15 protein-coding genes and 1 other RNA gene are annotated in these 17247 nt (G+C 40.9%); 6 read left to right on the top strand and 10 right to left on the bottom strand.

The window, feature by feature from the left end:
* The first annotated feature begins 62 nt into the window (after positions 1 to 62).
* Positions 63 to 1331, top strand: a complete 1269-nt coding sequence (locus tag H6G97_RS16540; RefSeq protein WP_190941831.1) for a tetratricopeptide repeat protein — start codon at positions 63 to 65, stop codon at positions 1329 to 1331.
* A 123-nt stretch (positions 1332 to 1454) separates the two neighbouring features.
* Here H6G97_RS16540 and H6G97_RS52500 read toward each other — a convergent pair whose 3' ends face one another.
* Entirely contained in the window at positions 1455 to 1850 is a 396-nt protein-coding gene (locus tag H6G97_RS52500) for a DUF4114 domain-containing protein (protein WP_338421732.1), read from the bottom strand.
* Between the two features lie 803 nt (positions 1851 to 2653).
* On the opposite strand from H6G97_RS52500, the gene H6G97_RS16530 reads away from it, so the two are divergent.
* The 5 genes from H6G97_RS16530 (at position 2654) to H6G97_RS16510 (ending at position 7141) form a co-directional block, all read left to right on the top strand.
* Positions 2654 to 3166, top strand: a complete 513-nt coding sequence (locus tag H6G97_RS16530; protein WP_190941830.1) for a helix-turn-helix domain-containing protein — start codon at positions 2654 to 2656, stop codon at positions 3164 to 3166.
* Between the two features lie 150 nt (positions 3167 to 3316).
* On the top strand, positions 3317 to 3733 hold the full coding sequence (locus H6G97_RS16525) for a transposase (RefSeq protein WP_190941887.1): 417 nt from the start codon (positions 3317 to 3319) through the stop codon (positions 3731 to 3733).
* A 466-nt stretch (positions 3734 to 4199) separates the two neighbouring features.
* Positions 4200 to 5963, top strand: a complete 1764-nt coding sequence (gene argS, locus H6G97_RS16520; protein ID WP_190941829.1) for an arginine--tRNA ligase — start codon at positions 4200 to 4202, stop codon at positions 5961 to 5963.
* 102 nt (positions 5964 to 6065) lie between these two features.
* On the top strand, positions 6066 to 6626 hold the full coding sequence (locus tag H6G97_RS16515; protein ID WP_190941828.1) for a Uma2 family endonuclease: 561 nt from the start codon (positions 6066 to 6068) through the stop codon (positions 6624 to 6626).
* A gap of 8 nt (positions 6627 to 6634) precedes the next feature.
* On the top strand, positions 6635 to 7141 hold the full coding sequence (locus H6G97_RS16510) for a cobalamin biosynthesis protein (protein ID WP_190941827.1): 507 nt from the start codon (positions 6635 to 6637) through the stop codon (positions 7139 to 7141).
* A gap of 5 nt (positions 7142 to 7146) precedes the next feature.
* Here H6G97_RS16510 and H6G97_RS16505 read toward each other — a convergent pair whose 3' ends face one another.
* The 9 genes from H6G97_RS16505 to H6G97_RS16465 form a co-directional block, all read right to left on the bottom strand.
* The gene (locus H6G97_RS16505) at positions 7147 to 7500 is read right to left on the bottom strand and encodes a phage holin family protein (RefSeq protein WP_190941826.1); all 354 of its coding nucleotides are present in this window, start codon (positions 7498 to 7500) and stop codon (positions 7147 to 7149) included.
* Between the two features lie 364 nt (positions 7501 to 7864).
* Complete coding sequence (locus H6G97_RS16500; RefSeq protein WP_190941825.1) at positions 7865 to 8896, bottom strand: peptidoglycan-binding domain-containing protein; 1032 nt, start codon at positions 8894 to 8896, stop codon at positions 7865 to 7867.
* Positions 8897 to 9196: 300 nt separating this feature from the next.
* Positions 9197 to 11158, bottom strand: a complete 1962-nt coding sequence (locus H6G97_RS16495) for a bluetail domain-containing putative surface protein (RefSeq protein WP_190941824.1) — start codon at positions 11156 to 11158, stop codon at positions 9197 to 9199.
* A 166-nt stretch (positions 11159 to 11324) separates the two neighbouring features.
* Positions 11325 to 12602 (bottom strand): M16 family metallopeptidase, encoded by a 1278-nt coding sequence (locus tag H6G97_RS16490; RefSeq protein WP_190941886.1) that lies wholly within the window; start codon positions 12600 to 12602, stop codon positions 11325 to 11327.
* Between the two features lie 70 nt (positions 12603 to 12672).
* Positions 12673 to 13938: a M16 family metallopeptidase gene (locus H6G97_RS16485; protein WP_190941823.1), complete on the bottom strand. Its 1266-nt coding sequence runs from the start codon at positions 13936 to 13938 to the stop codon at positions 12673 to 12675.
* Positions 13939 to 14294: 356 nt separating this feature from the next.
* Positions 14295 to 14478: non-coding RNA, 6S RNA (ssrS, locus tag H6G97_RS16480), on the bottom strand.
* Between the two features lie 60 nt (positions 14479 to 14538).
* Entirely contained in the window at positions 14539 to 15705 is a 1167-nt protein-coding gene (locus tag H6G97_RS16475; RefSeq protein ID WP_190941884.1) for a 5-(carboxyamino)imidazole ribonucleotide synthase, read from the bottom strand.
* On the bottom strand, positions 15702 to 16193 hold the full coding sequence (locus tag H6G97_RS16470; RefSeq protein WP_190941885.1) for a pentapeptide repeat-containing protein: 492 nt from the start codon (positions 16191 to 16193) through the stop codon (positions 15702 to 15704). The genes H6G97_RS16475 and H6G97_RS16470 overlap by 4 nt, the downstream gene beginning before the upstream one ends.
* Before the next feature lie 233 nt (positions 16194 to 16426).
* The gene (locus H6G97_RS16465; protein WP_190941822.1) at positions 16427 to 16762 is read right to left on the bottom strand and encodes an alpha/beta hydrolase; all 336 of its coding nucleotides are present in this window, start codon (positions 16760 to 16762) and stop codon (positions 16427 to 16429) included.
* Between the last annotated feature and the right edge of the window lie 485 nt (positions 16763 to 17247).

The raw sequence follows: 17247 nt of genomic DNA, 5'->3' as shown, positions 1-17247 counted from the left end.
TAGGTTAGACTACCAAACAAGCCTGCTGGAATTCAACTAACTGAATCAACCAAACAAATGCCATGAATGACGAATTCTACAATAGAGGATTGGAAAAGGCTAGGCGAAAAGACTACGCTGGAGCAATTGAGGAATTTAACCATGCTTTACAACTGACACCTTACTTTACCGAAGCTTATTTGCAACGGGGTTTGGCACATTATGACTCAGGAGCAATTCTTAAGGCTGTTTCAGATTATACCGAAGTCCTAAAGCTGAATCCTGAGAGTGTAGAGGCATATTATTGTCGTGGATTGGCTAGGGTAGCGCTGAAAAACTTATCGGGGGCGCTGGAGGATGTTGAACGCGCTATCCGTCTCAATCTCAATTATGCTGCTGCTTATAATCTGCGGGGAATGGTGCGGCGCAAACAAGGTTATATTCAAGATGCGATCGCTAACTTTAAAAAGGCTGCACAATTATATCTAGAGCAACAGGACAAAGAGAATTGTCGTCTTTGTCTAGAACGAATTAAACAGCTACAACCCCCAGAAAAATCTCCTTTTCAGGAATCGCATTCTACCAATGCGCCCATTTTATCCACCAATGATTATTTCACGCAATTGTTAGAAAAGGCTGAGAAGGGAGATACCCAAGAGGCGCTTGCCGATTTAAACTGGGTATTAAAAGCTGATCCGCAAGATGCCCAAGCTTACTGCTGCCGTGGAGTTGTGCGTTGTAAAATGGGGGATTATCGAGAAGCGATCGCAGATTTTAATCAAGCATTGCAACTAAATTTTCAAGATGCCATTGTCTATCGTAACCGAGGCAAAGCACGTTCTGCATTGGGAGATCATCAAGGAGCGATCGCAGACCTTAACCAAGCACTCCAGATGCAACCACAAGATCCCCTAGTATATATTGCCAGAGGTAATACTTATCGGGCAATGGGCGATTATCTTGATGCAATTCAAGATTACACCCAAGCACTGCAAATCAATCCTGATGATGCTCAAGCTTACTACAATTGTGGCATTGCCTATACTTGCATAGAAGAAATACAAAATGCCGTGGAGAATTATCAACGTGCGGCGAGTATTTTTTGTGAACAAGAAGATTGGGGAAACTATCAACAAGTCTTAAGTAGCCTAGAAAAAATCCAGAAATTTAGTCCAGAATCAAAAAAGCAAAAATCTCATCTGCTACGCCAGCGAATTTTGCGAATGGTTGGGGGATATTGGGAAATTGCCGAACGATTAATTCAGCATAAGCAAGATTACCATCCTGGGATGTCAGACGAGTCGTATTTGCAAGAAGTCATTGATGATTTAGAACGCGATCGCGGTAGATAAAATATGAATACCACTACATATATAAAAAATTCACCCGTACACTTATACGGGTGAAAACTCGCTCAATCACTTGTTATTTTCTAAACAAACTAAACGTCCCTTACATTAAGCACGTTTCAAAATTTAGTTAGAAGTGCGACTTTGACGGCGACGACGCAATCCAAACATACTAACTGCTCCCATTGCAAACATTGATAGAGTAACAGATGGTTCAGGAACGCTAGCACCAATTAACGCTTTAACATTTGCCTCACCGATATCAAGAACGACGACAACATCATTAAAATCACGGTCAGAACCTTCGTTCCACTTACCAGTTTTAGAATCTACCCCTGAAGCGTGTAAACCTCCGTATAAATCCTCGAATGCTAGGAGGATGTAGTTGTTATAAGCGTAAGCAACTGCGTGCTGTAGTCCGTCAGCATTAGAACCAGTTTGAGTACCAAAGATATTGGCAGAGGTGCCACGGTTAAAACCATCAGCTCTTAACCAGAAATCAAGTTGACTACCTCCGGTAATATTACCAACTTTGACCCCATCACCTAATTTTAGTGTATTACTCCCGCCAAGAATACACCCGGCTCCTGCACAAGAAATATCATTAAAAAGCAGTCCAGACTTATTAGTAGTTCCTGTAGAATTGAAGGCTAACTGATTTCTATAACCCGCGCTTCATTGATAAAGTAAACAGAAACATCGTAGTCGTATTTTAGGTTTAATTTACTAGGATCTAATTTAAATTGTCCGCTATTTGCTAGAGCTACGCTTTCTGCTTGGACAAATTGTTGAAAAGGAGTGTCGTTAAAACCAGTTTGAGAATTGTTATATACTGTTGGCTAAGTCCATGCACTATTCCAATTAAAACCAGTAGCAGATGCAGTTTCCACTTGGGAAAATAATCCGCTTAAGGTAGCTGTAGCTGCAATTAAGGCAGTAAATAAATTATGTTTCATATTAGGAGTCATTAAGTAGGAAAAGCAATTTAGATAATGCTATTTTCAGCAGCTATCTGTTTTTGATATCTTTTATTTTTAACAAATGCAATTTTGCAAAGTCAATCTGCTTTTCAATTTTTATTAGTATATTTAAATAGCTCTTTATTTAAAGTATTTTTACTGAAAATAAACTATTCATGACCTGGAAACACACTGTTATTGACACTTAGGCTGGAAACGCTATATGTAATGAAAAATTAATGAGAAATTTATATTTTTTATAAAAATAAGATGTGCAATTTATATAGTCAAAGGCTAAAAGTTTATACCAATTTTATATGAGGCTGCATATAATAGAGAGAACAAACTCAATAACTTAAAATAACCATGAGCCGCCCTTTTAAGATTGAAATCGCAGAGAGCGAAGAAGAACTTAAAAAACGTTTACAAACAGCGAATTTAGGAACCCAGAAAGAAAAGCTTATTATGCTGTGGTGGATAAAAAGCGGGCAAGTTAAGGAGCAGCAAGAAATCGGAAAACGCTTGGCAAAAGATACTTCAACAGTCACGAGATGGTTGCAGAAGTACAGAACTGATGGACTGTCAGGCTTATTAGAAATCAAGAAAGCGCCAGGGGCAAAACGGAAAATCGATGATGCTGCGATGCCTACGGCGGTAAACTACGCAGCACTTGAGGAGGAGTTAAAAACAGGAAAGGGCTTTAGTAGCTATGGCGCAATAGTTGATTGGTTAAAACAAGAACATGGACAAGATATAGAGTATGCAACGGTTTATGCATGGGTTCGATATCGATTAGGAGCAAAACTAAAAGTGCCACGTCCTCAAGGCCACAAGCAGGATGAAAAGTTGGTATCTGAGTTTAAAAAAAACTCGGTATGATTCTGAATCGTCTAGAAGAACATCTAGCGCCCGGCAAGTGTGTTCGCTACCTGTGTCAGGATGAAACTAGGGTTGGACTGAAAACTCTCACAGGAAAAGTGATTACAGCTTCCGGAGTCAAGCCCACTGTTAAAGTGATATGGCCAAGAGATAAATGCGTGGATTTATGGTGCAATTGAACCATTAACTGGAGACCATTTTCTTTATGAGTACCCAAAACTGAATGGTGAGTGTTTTCAACAGTTTTTGGACTGGCTATCTGTGCAATTAGGTTCAGATTATGCCATTTTACAGATTGACCAAGCACCGGCTCATACAAGTTCAGCAATTAGCTGGCCGGAGAATATTATTCCTCTATTTCAACCACCATCGGCTCCTGAACTCAATCCTATAGAAAGGCTTTGGCAAGCTCTTAAGAAACCTCTCAAAAATCAACTTTTCTCTTCTTTACAAGCTTTACGCGAGCGCATCCAAGAAATCTTCGACCAACTTACATTTGAGCAGGTAATTTCTGTCTCTTCTTATAACTTTATCCTGGAAGCTCTATTCTATGCAGCTTCATATTAAATTGGTATTAATTTATAAGGATTTTTATTTGAATGAGGTTGATAAGTACTAGTACGCTGTCATGGGTATCAACTAAGTTTTAACCAAAGTTACTTGCTTCTATACAAGCAAAGTTTATCTGCGTACTTACGTTGGGAAACGTAGTAGTCTATCAAATCCATGAAACCTGGGTAAATAAGTTTATTCTTTGAAGTAAGCACTGAATTGCTTACTACGTAAACGGTTACATATACAACTTGCATTATCTGGGCGGGCAAGATGCCTATTTGATTAACTAGTAGTAGTTTGTCAAAATTCATTTCAGTATTGTCAGAATTTGGAAGTTACGCCGAGCATGGGAGACAATTTAAGGGGACTGTAATTTAGGATGACAGGCTTTGCTTGGACTTGACGAATATCTTTATAAGGTTAAAATAATCAAGCTTTTCCAGAGCTACATTTCCCCTCTCACAGATAAAATTTATATATGAACTCTACACAAGAAAAACTAAAAGATCAGCTTGAGAAGGCTTTAGTCGCGGCTTTTGGCGCTGATGTCACTGGAGTAGATCCAATTTTGGTTCCTGCTAGTAATCCTAAATTTGGCGATTATCAGGCGAATGTGGCTTTATCCCTGAGTAAAAAGAAAGGATTGCAACCAAGAGCGATCGCATCTGCGATCGTTGATAAATTAGATGTATCCGAAATCTGCGAACCGCCAGAAATCGCTGGGCCAGGATTTATCAATCTCAAATTGAAAACGGCATACTTAGAAGTACAACTAAATGCGATCCAAGCTGATCCCAGATTAGGAGTTCCAGCCGCGAAAAGGCCGAAGCGGGAAATTGTGGATTTTTCCAGTCCGAATATTGCCAAAGAAATGCACGTCGGACACTTACGTTCGACAATTATTGGTGATTCTATAGCCCGAATTTTAGAATTCCAAGGGCACGATGTCTTGCGGTTAAATCATGTAGGTGATTGGGGTACGCAGTTTGGAATGTTAATTGCCTATCTGCGGGAAGTTTACCCAGACGCACTTACCACCGCTAATGCTTTAGATATTGGAGATTTAGTTTCTTTTTATCGCAAAGCCAAACAACGCTTTGATACAGACGAAGCTTTTCAGGAAACAGCACGGCAAGAAGTCGTTAGATTACAAGCAGGTGCAGAAGATACACTGCATGCTTGGAAACTGCTGTGCGAACAATCACGGCAAGAGTTTCAAATAATTTATGACTTGCTAGATGTGCAAGTAATTGAACGCGGAGAATCTTTCTATAACCCCTTACTGTCTGGCGTTGTGGAAGATTTAGAAAAATCTGGATTACTGGTAGAAAATCAGGGAGCAAAATGCGTTTTTCTGGAAGGGTTTACAAATAGAGAAGGTGAGCCTTTGCCCTTAATTGTGCAGAAATCAGATGGCGGCTATAACTACGCCACGACAGATTTAGCATCCCTCCGCTACCGGATTCAGCAGGATAAAGCAAAACGGATAATTTATGTAACAGATGCTGGACAAGGAAACCACTTTGCTCAATTTTTCCAGGTAGCACGCAAAGCTGCATGGATTCCCGATGATGTGGAATTAGTGCATGTCCCCTTTGGGTTGGTGTTAGGAGAAGATGGCAAGAAATTTAAAACTCGTTCTGGGGATACTGTGCGGTTGCGGGATTTGTTAGATGAAGCGATCGCTCGTACTCATGCAGACCTAAAAGCTAGATTACAACAAGAAGAGCGCCAAGAAACTGAAGAATTTATTAATGAAGTTGCTAGGATCGTTGGCATCAGTGCAGTTAAATATGCAGACTTAAGCCAAAATCGCACCAGTAACTACATCTTCAGCTATGACAAAATGCTGGATCTCAAAGGTAATACTGCGCCCTATATGCTGTATGCTTATGCCCGGATTCAGGGGATTAGCCGCAAGGGTGATATTAACTTTCAAGAGTTGGGAAACAATGCCGTTCTGTTGCAGCATGAAACAGAATTAGCGTTAGCAAAATATTTACTTCAACTTGATGAAGTTATTAGTATTGTAGAGCAAGACTTGCTGCCCAATCGTTTATGTGAGTATTTGTACGAACTGAGTAAGAAGTTTAATCAGTTTTATGATCGCAATCAGGGAGTGCAAGTTTTGGATGCGGAGGAACCGCAGCGCACATCCCGTTTGGTTTTATGTGATTTGACTGCTAGAACTCTGAAGTTGGGGCTATCTTTGTTAGGAATTCAAGTATTGGAGAGGATGTAATTTTTTAAACGTGTATGTACGCAGAGGAAGAGTTAAGCTGATTTTTTCTTTGCGTCTTTGCGGTTTGTTAATTAGAATTGCTGGGCTTGGAGGCGATCGCTTATGGTAACACCATCAAAAAGCATAACTTTGGCAGAGTTTTCGAAGCTACCAGAAACTAAGCCTGCTAATGAATACATTGATGGTCAAATTATTCAAAAACCAATGGCACAGGGGAAGCACAGTACAATCCAAGGTGAAATGATTTGCACTGTCAACTTAACGATCAAGCCCAAGCGAATTGCTCGTGCTTTCCCAGAACTGCGATGTACTTTTGGTGGAAAGTCAATAGTGCCAGATGTTTCTGTGTTTACTTGGCAAAGAATTCCCCGTGATGAAAATGGTAAAGTTGCCAATGTATTCCAAGCTGCTCCCGATTGGACTATCGAGATTCTATCACCTGACCAAAGACAAACAAAAGTTACAAAAAATATTCTGCATTGCCTGAATTATGAAGCACAAATGGGTTGGCTGATTGATCCAGAAGAACAAACGGTATTTGTGTATATCCGCAATCAACAGCCAGTTATGTTGGATGAATTAGAAGCTTTACTCCCTATGCCAGATTTTGCAAGTGAGTTGAGGCTAACAGTAGGAGATTTGTTTAGTTGGCTGTTGGAGTAAACCCAATCATGTCAAACAGTGAAGAACTAAGTAAGGAAATACACCAAATACGACAAGTTTTATGGGTAGGAATCGGTTGTAAAAAGAGAACTTCATGGCAGTTGATTGATCAAGCAATTGAGCAAATATTTCGAGAAAATCAACTTTTTCAAAGTGCGATCGCAGGTATTGCTACTATTGACACTAAAGCTTCAGAATTCGGTTTAGTAGAATTTTGCCATCTCCGCAACTTGCCCCTAAAAACCTTTTCTGCCGAAATCCTTCGCTCTGTCTGTGTCCCCAACCCTGCCAGAATTACCGACCACAAAGTAGGTACACCTAGCGTAGCCGAGGCAGCTGCTATTCTTGCAGCCTCTCAACTCACATCGTTGACTGTTTTCCCCTTTACAAACATAGAGGAATTGCGGGTCAAGTTTTTAATTCCTAAACAAATTTTCCAGCTACAAGGGCAACCGGGAGCATTAACGCTAGCTGTTGCCCAAGCTTCAAATATTAGTATTACAGAACTTCACTAATTTTTCTACTCAACAACTCTCAAAAAATAGTTAATTACGCTAGAAACAATTGCTAGCACAATTGAACCTAACAAAGCAGGTAAAAAGCCATTAATCTCAAAACCAGAACCAGGAGTTAGGGCACTTGCCAGCCAAAGGGTTAAGGCGTTAATTACTAATGTAAATAAACCAAAGGTGAGTAAGGTAATCGGAAACGTTAAAATTCGCAAAATTGGTCTAATAAATGCATTAACCAGACCAATAACAAGGGCAGCGATCAAGGCAGTCACAAAATTCTTGATAAAGAATCCTGGAATAATATTAGCAGTAATGAATAACGCCACCGCAGTACCGAGCCAAGTTAATAAAAAGTGTTGCATAAGTTTTTTTAGATGAATTAGCAGTAAGTTTAATTAATTTCACTATTGCCAGTTGTGATCTGTAACACGATTAGGCGTCATTGTGCTTGACTTTTAAAGTTGCCATCATCTTTTATCAGGGCAAAAGCAATGTAATTTTTTAGTGCTAGGCATAAAGAGATATTTCTAATTGGCATATCTTTATCGTATTGCAGGATGTACCGCATGAATTGATAAAAAATGCTGTGAAGCATAAAACCCCTACGGAGGTTTCTCAAAGTTGAAAAACCTCTGTACTTTGGGGATTTCCAATAAATGCACCTTATGGTTACAGGCGCGTGACGTAATGATGCTGTATTTAGCAAGCTTGAAGGTAGGGCTAAGGTTAACGCCGTAAAAGAACCTCCCAAGTAGAGCCACCAACTACACCGTCAGCTTCTAAACCATAGCGCTTTTGTGCAGCTTTCACGGCGGCTTCGGTTGTCTCGCCAAAGTCTCCATCGGCATCGCCTTTCAAGAAACCAAGCTTTTTCAGTTGTTGTTGCAACTTAACAACTTCAGAACCACGTAATCCTATACGCAAAATTGGCATTCCTTCTGAGGTGTATTGAATACCAGGGGTTCGTTTAGTAGTTGTGTTTGGCTGAGTTCGAGTAGTTTGCCCAGTCCGTGTGTTTGACTGAGTTCGAGTAGTGGATGTAGTACGATTTGGCGTTTTCTGCGTGCTTGAAGTTGTAGTTCTTCTTGGGGTAGCCGGTCTTGGCTCAGGGTTGTTCGGAACTTGTGTTACACCTCTTCTTGGGGTAGTAGGTCTAGGTTCAGGGCTAGTCGGAACTTGTGTTACAGCTCTTCTTGGGGGGTTGGGGTTGATATTTGCAACGTTGGTGAGATTGTTAGCCTGGTTTGGAATCGGAAAATTCGTAGCCGAGTTAAATCTTGGCTGGGATGAAGGGACGTTTGATGCTCCTATCGGTTCTTTTGGGAAAAGTCTTTGCCAAGTGCTGGCATCAACAATGCCATCTGGATTCAAGCCAGCTGCTTGTTTAAACCGGGCAACAGCACTGGCCGTATTCTCACTATATGTACCATCAACAGCACCAGAGTAAAAACCCAAAAGTTTCAGAGCTGCCTGAAGTTCAGTTACGCGTTCACCTTGACTACCAACTTTAAGGGTAGGGCGATTGATGGTATCTCCAGGATTTATTTGAGCAATTTTTTGTGGTGCCGCTATTGATACTACAGCCGTTGAGGCAATAAGCAGAGGCGTAGTGGAGAACAAGAGTATTTCGATGGCTGATAAACATTTAGACCTCTTTGTCCACCAACTTTTTTGCCGTTTTTCCATTTTACAGCGATTTACAGTTGGGTTTAGTAATTTTAAGTAACTCAAAATACTTGCTGTCAGGCTGCTTTGCATGGAATTTACTCCCAGAATATTCTCATGCTAATGGTACAGCCGCTTGGTCTAAAAAACAGCTGCTGTAGAAAGTGATTGCACATAATTCAATATCCTTGGGTTCACAATTGCTCCTGCTTGTGACTTTTCAAAGTATTGAACACCTAAGCTAAATTCCTGTCACAAAACGTAATTACGAATTACGTTAGCGGAGCCTCTTCTCTACGAGAGGCTCCGCCAACTAGTCATCGAGCGTCATGACGAATTACGAATTATTTAATTCTCTATGCCCCATACCCTAGTTTTGGTCAGCAACTGAAGTTAAACAATCGCTAAGTTAGCCAAGTTGCCTTTGTAGTCACTGATCTCAATTACGGCATCTGTGAGGGCAGAAAATCCATTAATATTATCATTGAGTGCTAAAAAAGTCTGTCGATTATTGCCTGTACCAAAAGTAAAAGTTGCCGCACCTTTAGCCACAAAAGCAGTTGCAGTCAATATCTGTTGTACATCTGCGAGATTTAAACTAGCAACAGTGCCAAGTTGAATTAAATTAGCAGCGTTAACTGCATACAGCCCATCAATTTTATCTTCACAAATGTTCAAGTCAGTGATTGTATCAAAACCAGACAGCAGCGAATCACTCAGACTGTTGAACACAAATCTATCCGCGCCATGATCGCTTGTTAGAGTATCACGCCCAGTGCCACCATTAAGAATGTCATCACCGTTACCACCAACTAGTTTGTCATTTCCGGCTAATCCTAAAAGCTGATCGTTGCCGTTTTTGCCAGAAATTTTATCATTACCAGCCCCACCAGTGAGTTTATCTGCACCGTTACCACCATTTAGAGTAATGTTTAGTACATTTCCCTCTGTAGTGATCTTGCTGATTAATTGACCATTGGTATCATATAGATAAGTAGCAAAGACATTAGTAGTGCCATCACTGTTGCTATCAATATCTGCTGAAGTCAGTTTGCTATTGGCATCATAGTTGTAAGTAATAATCTCGTCAGCGATGCCATCATTATTTTTGTCAGCTACCTGTGCAGCTAGTCTGTTGTTAGCATCATAGCTGTAAAAAGTTACTTGTTCAAAGATGCCATCATGATTATTGTCAATCTTCTGTGAGGTCAGCTTGCCGCTCAAATCGTAGCTGTAAATGCCAACCGCATCAATTACACCATCATTGTTGAGGTCATAGCTGGCAGATGCACGTTCATAAGTATAGGTTACAACATAATAAGGTATGCTGTTGCCGTTGTCATAACTGCTAGAGGATGTGATCCTGCCGTTGGCATCATAAGTAAAAATTTCAATAGCATCATTGCCGTAGCCGTTAGTGCTAGAGGATGTTTTGTTGCCGTTGGCATCATAAGTAGAAGTTTGGATATAATCAACTATGCCATCGCCATTTTCGTCCTCCCTAAAGGATGTCTGGTTGCCGTTAGCATCATAAGTATAAGTTTGGATATAATCAACTATGCCGTCGCCCATGTCGTCACGGCTAAAGGATAGCTTGTTGCCGTTGGCATCATAAGTATAAGTAGAAGTTTGGACATAATCAACTATGCCGTCGCCGTTGATGTCCTCGCTCAAGGATGTTTGGTTGCCCTTGGCATCATAAGTATAAGTTTGGATATAATCAATTATGCCGTCGCCATTTTCGTCATAGCTATAGGATATCTTGTTGCCCTTGGCATCATAAGCATAAGTTTGGATACGATTAGGTATACTGCCGCCGTAGTCCTCGCTCAAGGATATCAGGTTGCCGTTGGGATCATAAGTATAAGTGTAGATAAAACTAGGTATACCGTCGCCGTTGTCGTCAAAGCTATAGGATGTCTGGTTGCCCTTGGCATCATAAGTATAAGTTCGGATCTCATCAACTATGCCGTTGCCGTTGTAGTCATAGCTAGCGGATGTCTGGTTGCCCTTGGCATCATAAGTATAAGTTTCGATAAGATTAGGTATCCCGTCGCCGTTGTCCTGCCTAAAGGATATCAACTTGCCGTTGGTATCATAAGTAGAAGTTTGGATACTATCAACTATGCCGTCGCCATTTTCGTCACGGCTCAAGGAGATCAGGTTGCCGTTGGTATCATAAGTTAAGGTTGAGACAACATCATTTATGCTATCGCTGTCATAATCAGCGATAATCAATATCGCGTTGTTGCGGTAAGTAATAACTGAGTCTATTGTCCCATCACTGTTGTTGTCTATCCTCTCAGCTATTAAGTCACCAGCAGCATCGTAAGTATAAGTTGTGGTTGAGTTCATAAACTTATATTCCTGATCTGAACAATGAAGTATAAAGGTAATATCACTATAATACTTTTTGGTTAAGGGGAAAGTCTAAGTGAATTCACCTTTAACCGTTATCCTTTAAAATCATCTCATCCCAAAATGGACATTTTTCAGAAACACTACGATCGCACGTTAAAAATCAAGCAGATGCGATCGCTCGATTAATTGCTTCTTCTTGACCAACTAAAGACAGGTAAGGCTCTTTTAAATACTTACAAGCTGAAGCGATCGCATCTTGGGCACTCACAGCCGTAATCAATTCTTGGAACTTGGTGTCAAAATCAATTCCTAAACCCAAAATTTCATACCAACCGTATATTTGAGCAATTTGACCGTTCGTTTGTTTACCCAAGGCGTACTGCCCCAGAATTTTGTTTTTAGCAGCTTTGAGTGCGCTTTCGCTTACTTCCGTAGTACACAATAAATCTACTTCTGTACGCAGTCCTTCTAGGGCGATGCTGGTGTTCTCCGGTGCTGTACCTATGTAAACCACAAAGGATGCTGGAAATAGCCTCGTGGAGTAAAATGCAGATACTTCGTAAGCTAAACCTCGTTTTTCCCGCAATTCGACAAACAAGCGGCTAGAAAGCCCATTTCCCAAGTAGGTACACAACAACTTTAGTGGGGCGTAGTCAACAGAACTTACCGATGTTCCCAAATAACCGAGCATCACGATTGATTGTTGTGTTTGTACTGGCTTAATCTTTACCTGCGGTTCCACTTTAATCTCAGGTAAATTCAGTATTGGCGGTGCTTGGGTTGGCGCTTGCCAATCAGCAAAAACTTCTTCTGCCAATGCTACGGCATCTGTGAGTGTGACTCTACCAGCAATACTAATGACTACATTATCTGGACGGAAATAAGTTTGGTGATACTCCACTAAATCCGCACGAGTTAAGCGGCTCATCGTGGTTTCATCTCCCAGCACTGACATAGAGTATGGATGATTTTGGTACATTACCTGCCGCATTTGTTCAAAGGCGACATTGAACGGTTGCTCTTTTTGGGAACGAATATCTTGGAGTGCTAAACGCCGTTCTAGTTCCACTTGAGTTTCGGGAAAAGTAGGCGATCGCAAAAGCCGCCCTGCCAATGCTAAAATTTCCGCAAAATCAGATGTTACCGTTTTCAAAGACAGCAAAAAGTAATCAGTGCCAGCATCCGCACTCAAACTCGCCCCTACAGACTCGACAATTTCAGCAATTTCCAAACTAGAAAGCCCATCACATCCCTTTGTCATCACTGCCGATAGCAAATGTGCCAACCCTGCTTGCTCCCGGTTTTCGTTACAACTACCAGCACGCACAAAGATTCGCGCCGCAACAATGTCCGCAGCAGGGTTTTCTGTAACTAGCACAACAATGCCATTATTTAATACGGTGCGATGGATAGATGATTTTTGCAGCAAGGTTGTCATTTGTCCTTTGTCCTTTGTCATTTGTCATTTGTCATTTGTCAAAAACTAATACCCCATAAATGCCCAATAACTAGCACGGTTTAAGTACAGTAACCGCGTAATTCTCCGGCGAGAGATACTGTTTAGCTAATTTTTGGAGTTCTTGGGCACTAAAAGACTGAATCTGCTGGGGATATGTCACAGCTAATTCAGCTTGGGCGATGGTATTGTAATAACCATAAAGCCCTGTTAGCTGATTTGGCGTTTCGGTAGAAAAGGCATACTCGTTACACAGCAGCCTACGTGTACGGGCAAGTTCCTGCTCACTAATTCCTATAGTTTGCAAATCATCCAAATGAGCGCAAATTAAGGACTCAACTTCTTCCAGATTTTCTGGTTCTAACCAGGCAGTAATTGTAAATAAACTTGATTCCCGTTGTAGAGAAAAACTACTGCAAATTCCCTGTACCAATTGCAAATCTTCTCGCAAATCACGCACTAAACGCGAAGTTCGCCCTTCGGCCAATAACACCGACAACAAATCTAAACCAAAGCCAGCGCGGATTTCTTCTACTCCAGGAACCAGCCACGCCATCAATAATCGTGCTTGTTCTATGCGTGGTAAACACAGTTCTTGACGATGAATACCTGTTATCACTGGCTTTGCCACTTTCTCAAATTGCGGACAATTCGAGCGTTCAACAAAATCAGTAAATGAATGATTTACCATTTCCCAAGCTGGTTGCTGCGCTATACCTCCAGCAATTACTACCGTCATGTTTTCTGGTTGATAGTGAGTGCGGTGAAAAGAACGCATTCCTTCTGGTGACTGCTGCATAAGTTCTTGCTCAGTACCCAGCACCGAACGCCCGTAAGGGTGATACTGATAGATACTTTTAATTAGAGCTTGAAATCCTATCCAGTCGGAATCGTCCTGACAAGAGCGAATTTCCTCTAGCACTACGTCCCGTTCGCGGCTAAATTCATTTTCTGGAATTGCCGCATTGAGCAGTAGTTCTCCCAAATAGGGCAGAGTATCTTTTAAATAAGGAGCAGCTGTGGTGAGTGAATAATGAGCATAATCATAGCTTGTCGCCGCATTGCTGACACCACCTCGGTTTTCAACTTTGTAATCAAACATTCCAGGGGGTAGCGTCGCCGTACCTTTAAAAATCATGTGTTCTAAAAAGTGCGCCATACCGAACCACGGTTCTGGTTCTAGGGTTGCTCCAGCACGCACCCAAACATCCGCCACAACTACAGGGGTAGTGGAAATCTCTTGATGAATAAAAGTTAAACCACTGTCTAGTCGGAAGACCGAGGCTGGAAATACTGTATTAGTTAGTTGCTGTGACAATTTTCTGTAGCTTTAACCACAATTTAAGGCAATTTTGTCATCTTAACTCTGAACGATACCTAATTTAGAATCAAGTTATACAGATTTTGTTTTTATCTCCAAGTATTACTAATTTTTAATTAAATTTGTTTGATTAATACAGCCAAAATGGTGAATCTGCGTTGCTTCAGATTTTTAGTTTATATTTTCTTATTTGTATTATAAGTAATACTTATTTAAATAATTGGCGTTGCATATTTGCGAGATGATTTAGCAACTTCCAAAATTCTCCGCCTGCCTTCCCTGCTCTCTCTGTTCTCCAATGCCAAATAATTAAAGCTCCTAAATTCTAACTGACTTTAGGAGCTAATGATTTTAAGTTCACCGCGACGCCGTTTTACCTAAGTTTATGACCTGGGTTTATCCAGGTGGGAACCTAAATTCCTCGTTTAAAGTTTCCGGGTACATGCCCGGTATACTGCCACGAGAACAGTTGACTCCCTTGTCATTAAAGGCATAGATCAAAAAACTTGATGGCAGTCACCAACGTCGTAGTGCAACTCACTCATTATAGCTTTTCAAAAGATGTTGTGTGTTCAACATCGAAAGTTTCTGAGCAATTTACCTGGGATACCAGATGGATTCTATGGTGTGGGCGATGCCGTTGGCATACACACTACCCAACTCTTGATTCTGATCATCTAGCAAAACGGTAACATGTCCCAACTTCCGCCCAGGACGTGATTGAGTTTTTCCATACCAGTGAACGTGCGCTTGGGGAATCTGGGCTATTTGTTGACGCTGACTTTGGTAGTCGCTATGAGAATTTTCATACCCCAGTAGGTTCACCATCACAGCACCAGCACACTGCAAAGCTGGATTTCCCAAAGGAAAACCACAAACGGCTCTGAGGTGTTGCTCAAACTGAGAAGTTTCGCAAGCGTCAAGAGAAAAATGCCCAGAATTGTGGGTACGAGGTGCAATTTCATTTACCAGGATTTTGCCATCAGCACTGATAAATAGCTCAATTCCAAAAATTCCTACTACTTCTAGGCTATTTAATAGAGTATGTGCGATCGCTTGGATTTCTGCTACTTGGTTAGGCGTAATCTGGGCTGGGGCAATCACCCGCCGACACACTTGTTCTTCTTGTTGGGTTTCCACTACTGGATAAGTTACAATTTCTCCCTCTACAGAACGCGCTGCAATTATTGCTAATTCTCTTTCAAAAGGGATAAATTCTTCTAACAAGAAAAGTGATGGATTGAAAGTTTTTGTTATGGTTTCATCACTTAATTTTTGCTGTAAAGTAGCAAAATTCTGAATTATGAAAGTACCTTGACCATCATAACCGTGGCGGCGGGATTTGAGGACTACTGGAAACCCTAGATATTCTATTTTTGATTTGATATTTTCCACCTCATCAAAGGGGAAAAATTGAGGAACTGGTAAGCCCAAGTCGCGTAAATAGCAACGCTGATGATATTTATCTAAAAGAGGAGCTAAAGCTTCTAATCTGGGGCGGAAATAAACACCTTGCTCGGCTAAATCAGATAAAGCTTGCAGGTTAACAAATTCGTTTTCAAAAGTGATAATATCGCATTTTTTAGCTAATATTTTCGTAGCTGTTGCATCATCAACTGGGGCGAAAACAGTTTCTTTAGCAATTGACACGGCCGGATCGTCTTGGCTAGGAGTTTGTATTACCAATTCTACTCCTAGCTTCTGTGCTGCATCCGCCATCATCCAGGCAAGTTGCCCGCCACCAATTACACCAACACGCTTCATTGACATCCTAAAGAATCACGAGTTTGCACGCCAGTTTTGGTATTCACACCACTGGCTTTTGTACACAGTTCTTTGATTTGTGCTTTATCCAAAATTGCATCTGTAAAATCTGCACCGTCTATATTCACATTATTAAATATGGCGCGGAGTAAAAGAGCTTCTTTGAAAACTGCATCGCTCAAATCTGCCTTAGTCAAGTTTACCTGATCAACCATTGCATTAGTTAAATCTGCTCCGTGGAGATTTGCTTTTGTCATCACCGAAGCGCTCATGACTGCTCCCCGCAAATCAGCGTTAGAAAAGTTAGCCAGTTCCATATTGGCGTTAGAAAACTCCGCTGCTTGCAAACTCTCACCAGAAAAATCACGTCTTGACAACTCTGCATTACTAAATGACAGTGGATGAGTCCAGTCTACTGCCAGTGCTGGATCAGCCACGCACCAGATAATAATTCCTAAAAGAAGCGCCAACCCTTGCCGCCAAAACATATCGAGAGCCAATTTGGTATCTAATCGCTGCATTTAATTACCGCATTTGAATATTAGCAAGACTAGATCATCCTAATTGGACTCGCAACCTTGCTACTGGACTTGGGTATGTATATTTCCTAGCTTAATATTTTGTAACGTAAAAAGGGCAGATTGCGTAATTCAGTCGTAAGCATCGCTTTCCACCTATTTTCTCCTTCACTGGTTATCATTGGATGTCAAATGTTGCACCATCAGCTTTTCAACTGGCTCGCAACCTCACCTGAAGCAAGAGCGAAATATTTCGAAACTCCTACTTGATTTAAATTAATAGGAGTTAGTAAACTTTGACGCAGTTGAGTTAGTTGCTTTTTGTCTATATACTGACTATATACAGCAAAATCTTCATCCATTTTGCCTGTTCTAGCATAGGTTTCAAGCGAACTAATTGAAATAGACCGTTCTAAAACACCGTAATTAAATTTTATCCGCTCTGCACTTACAGCTTGATTTGCAGCTAGTGCAGGCAGTAATCCTACGATAAAAAATCTCAAGAGCCAGACAGTTTGTTTACTTATAATATGAGCCATGATGTGCCACTCAAAATAGTACATTACGTGTAATTAGTTAACGAATCAAAGTCATTTTGCTTCTTCTAAATTTGTTAATTTTAGCCTTACCTAAGAGGTTGTTTGAAAAGTGCTTCACTATGACTTTAGGCATTTTTAGATTCCCCTAACCTCCCTTAAAAAGGAATCAAAGCCCCCCTTTTTGAGGGGAGCCACTGCGGTCTTCTCCTAATGCCTCAACATTTGTAAATTTTTACGAACTACTTAGTTAACTTGTTTGAAAACAATCTCGGCAATTGACAAGTACTCGCTACCTATTGAAGTTAAATGTAACTGTTCAACGTTAGGTATTTTCTGAACCTGCTAATACAGATACATCTGACATCTAGCGATTTATAGCAACAGACAAGGCGGTTAGGACGCTAGGCGAAGTACATATTCCATAGCATCCCTGATACAGTCAAATTGAATAAGTTGTTGACGAATTCGACTCTTCAACCATGACC

This window comes from Nostoc flagelliforme FACHB-838 (genome assembly GCF_014698065.1).
GTDB lineage: Bacteria > Cyanobacteriota > Cyanobacteriia > Cyanobacteriales > Nostocaceae > Nostoc > Nostoc flagelliforme_B.
This window is presented reverse-complemented; position numbering and strand designations above follow the sequence as displayed.

Bases quoted from the DNA above. Each gene is read 5' to 3' on its own strand.
- H6G97_RS16540 (WP_190941831.1), top strand. From the start codon at position 63: ATGAATGACGAATTCTACAATAGAGGATTGGAAAAGGCTAGGCGAAAA.
- H6G97_RS16530 (WP_190941830.1), top strand. From the start codon at position 2,654: ATGAGCCGCCCTTTTAAGATTGAAATCGCAGAGAGCGAAGAAGAACTT.
- argS (WP_190941829.1), top strand. From the start codon at position 4,200: ATGAACTCTACACAAGAAAAACTAAAAGATCAGCTTGAGAAGGCTTTA.
- H6G97_RS16515 (WP_190941828.1), top strand. From the start codon at position 6,066: ATGGTAACACCATCAAAAAGCATAACTTTGGCAGAGTTTTCGAAGCTA.
- H6G97_RS16510 (WP_190941827.1), top strand. From the start codon at position 6,635: ATGTCAAACAGTGAAGAACTAAGTAAGGAAATACACCAAATACGACAA.
- H6G97_RS16505 (WP_190941826.1), bottom strand. From the start codon at position 7,500: ATGCAACACTTTTTATTAACTTGGCTCGGTACTGCGGTGGCGTTATTC.
- H6G97_RS16500 (WP_190941825.1), bottom strand. From the start codon at position 8,896: ATGCAAAGCAGCCTGACAGCAAGTATTTTGAGTTACTTAAAATTACTA.
- H6G97_RS16495 (WP_190941824.1), bottom strand. From the start codon at position 11,158: ATGAACTCAACCACAACTTATACTTACGATGCTGCTGGTGACTTAATA.
- H6G97_RS16490 (WP_190941886.1), bottom strand. From the start codon at position 12,602: ATGACAACCTTGCTGCAAAAATCATCTATCCATCGCACCGTATTAAAT.
- H6G97_RS16475 (WP_190941884.1), bottom strand. From the start codon at position 15,705: ATGAAGCGTGTTGGTGTAATTGGTGGCGGGCAACTTGCCTGGATGATG.
- H6G97_RS16470 (WP_190941885.1), bottom strand. From the start codon at position 16,193: ATGTTTTGGCGGCAAGGGTTGGCGCTTCTTTTAGGAATTATTATCTGG.
- H6G97_RS16465 (WP_190941822.1), bottom strand. From the start codon at position 16,762: ATGGCTCATATTATAAGTAAACAAACTGTCTGGCTCTTGAGATTTTTT.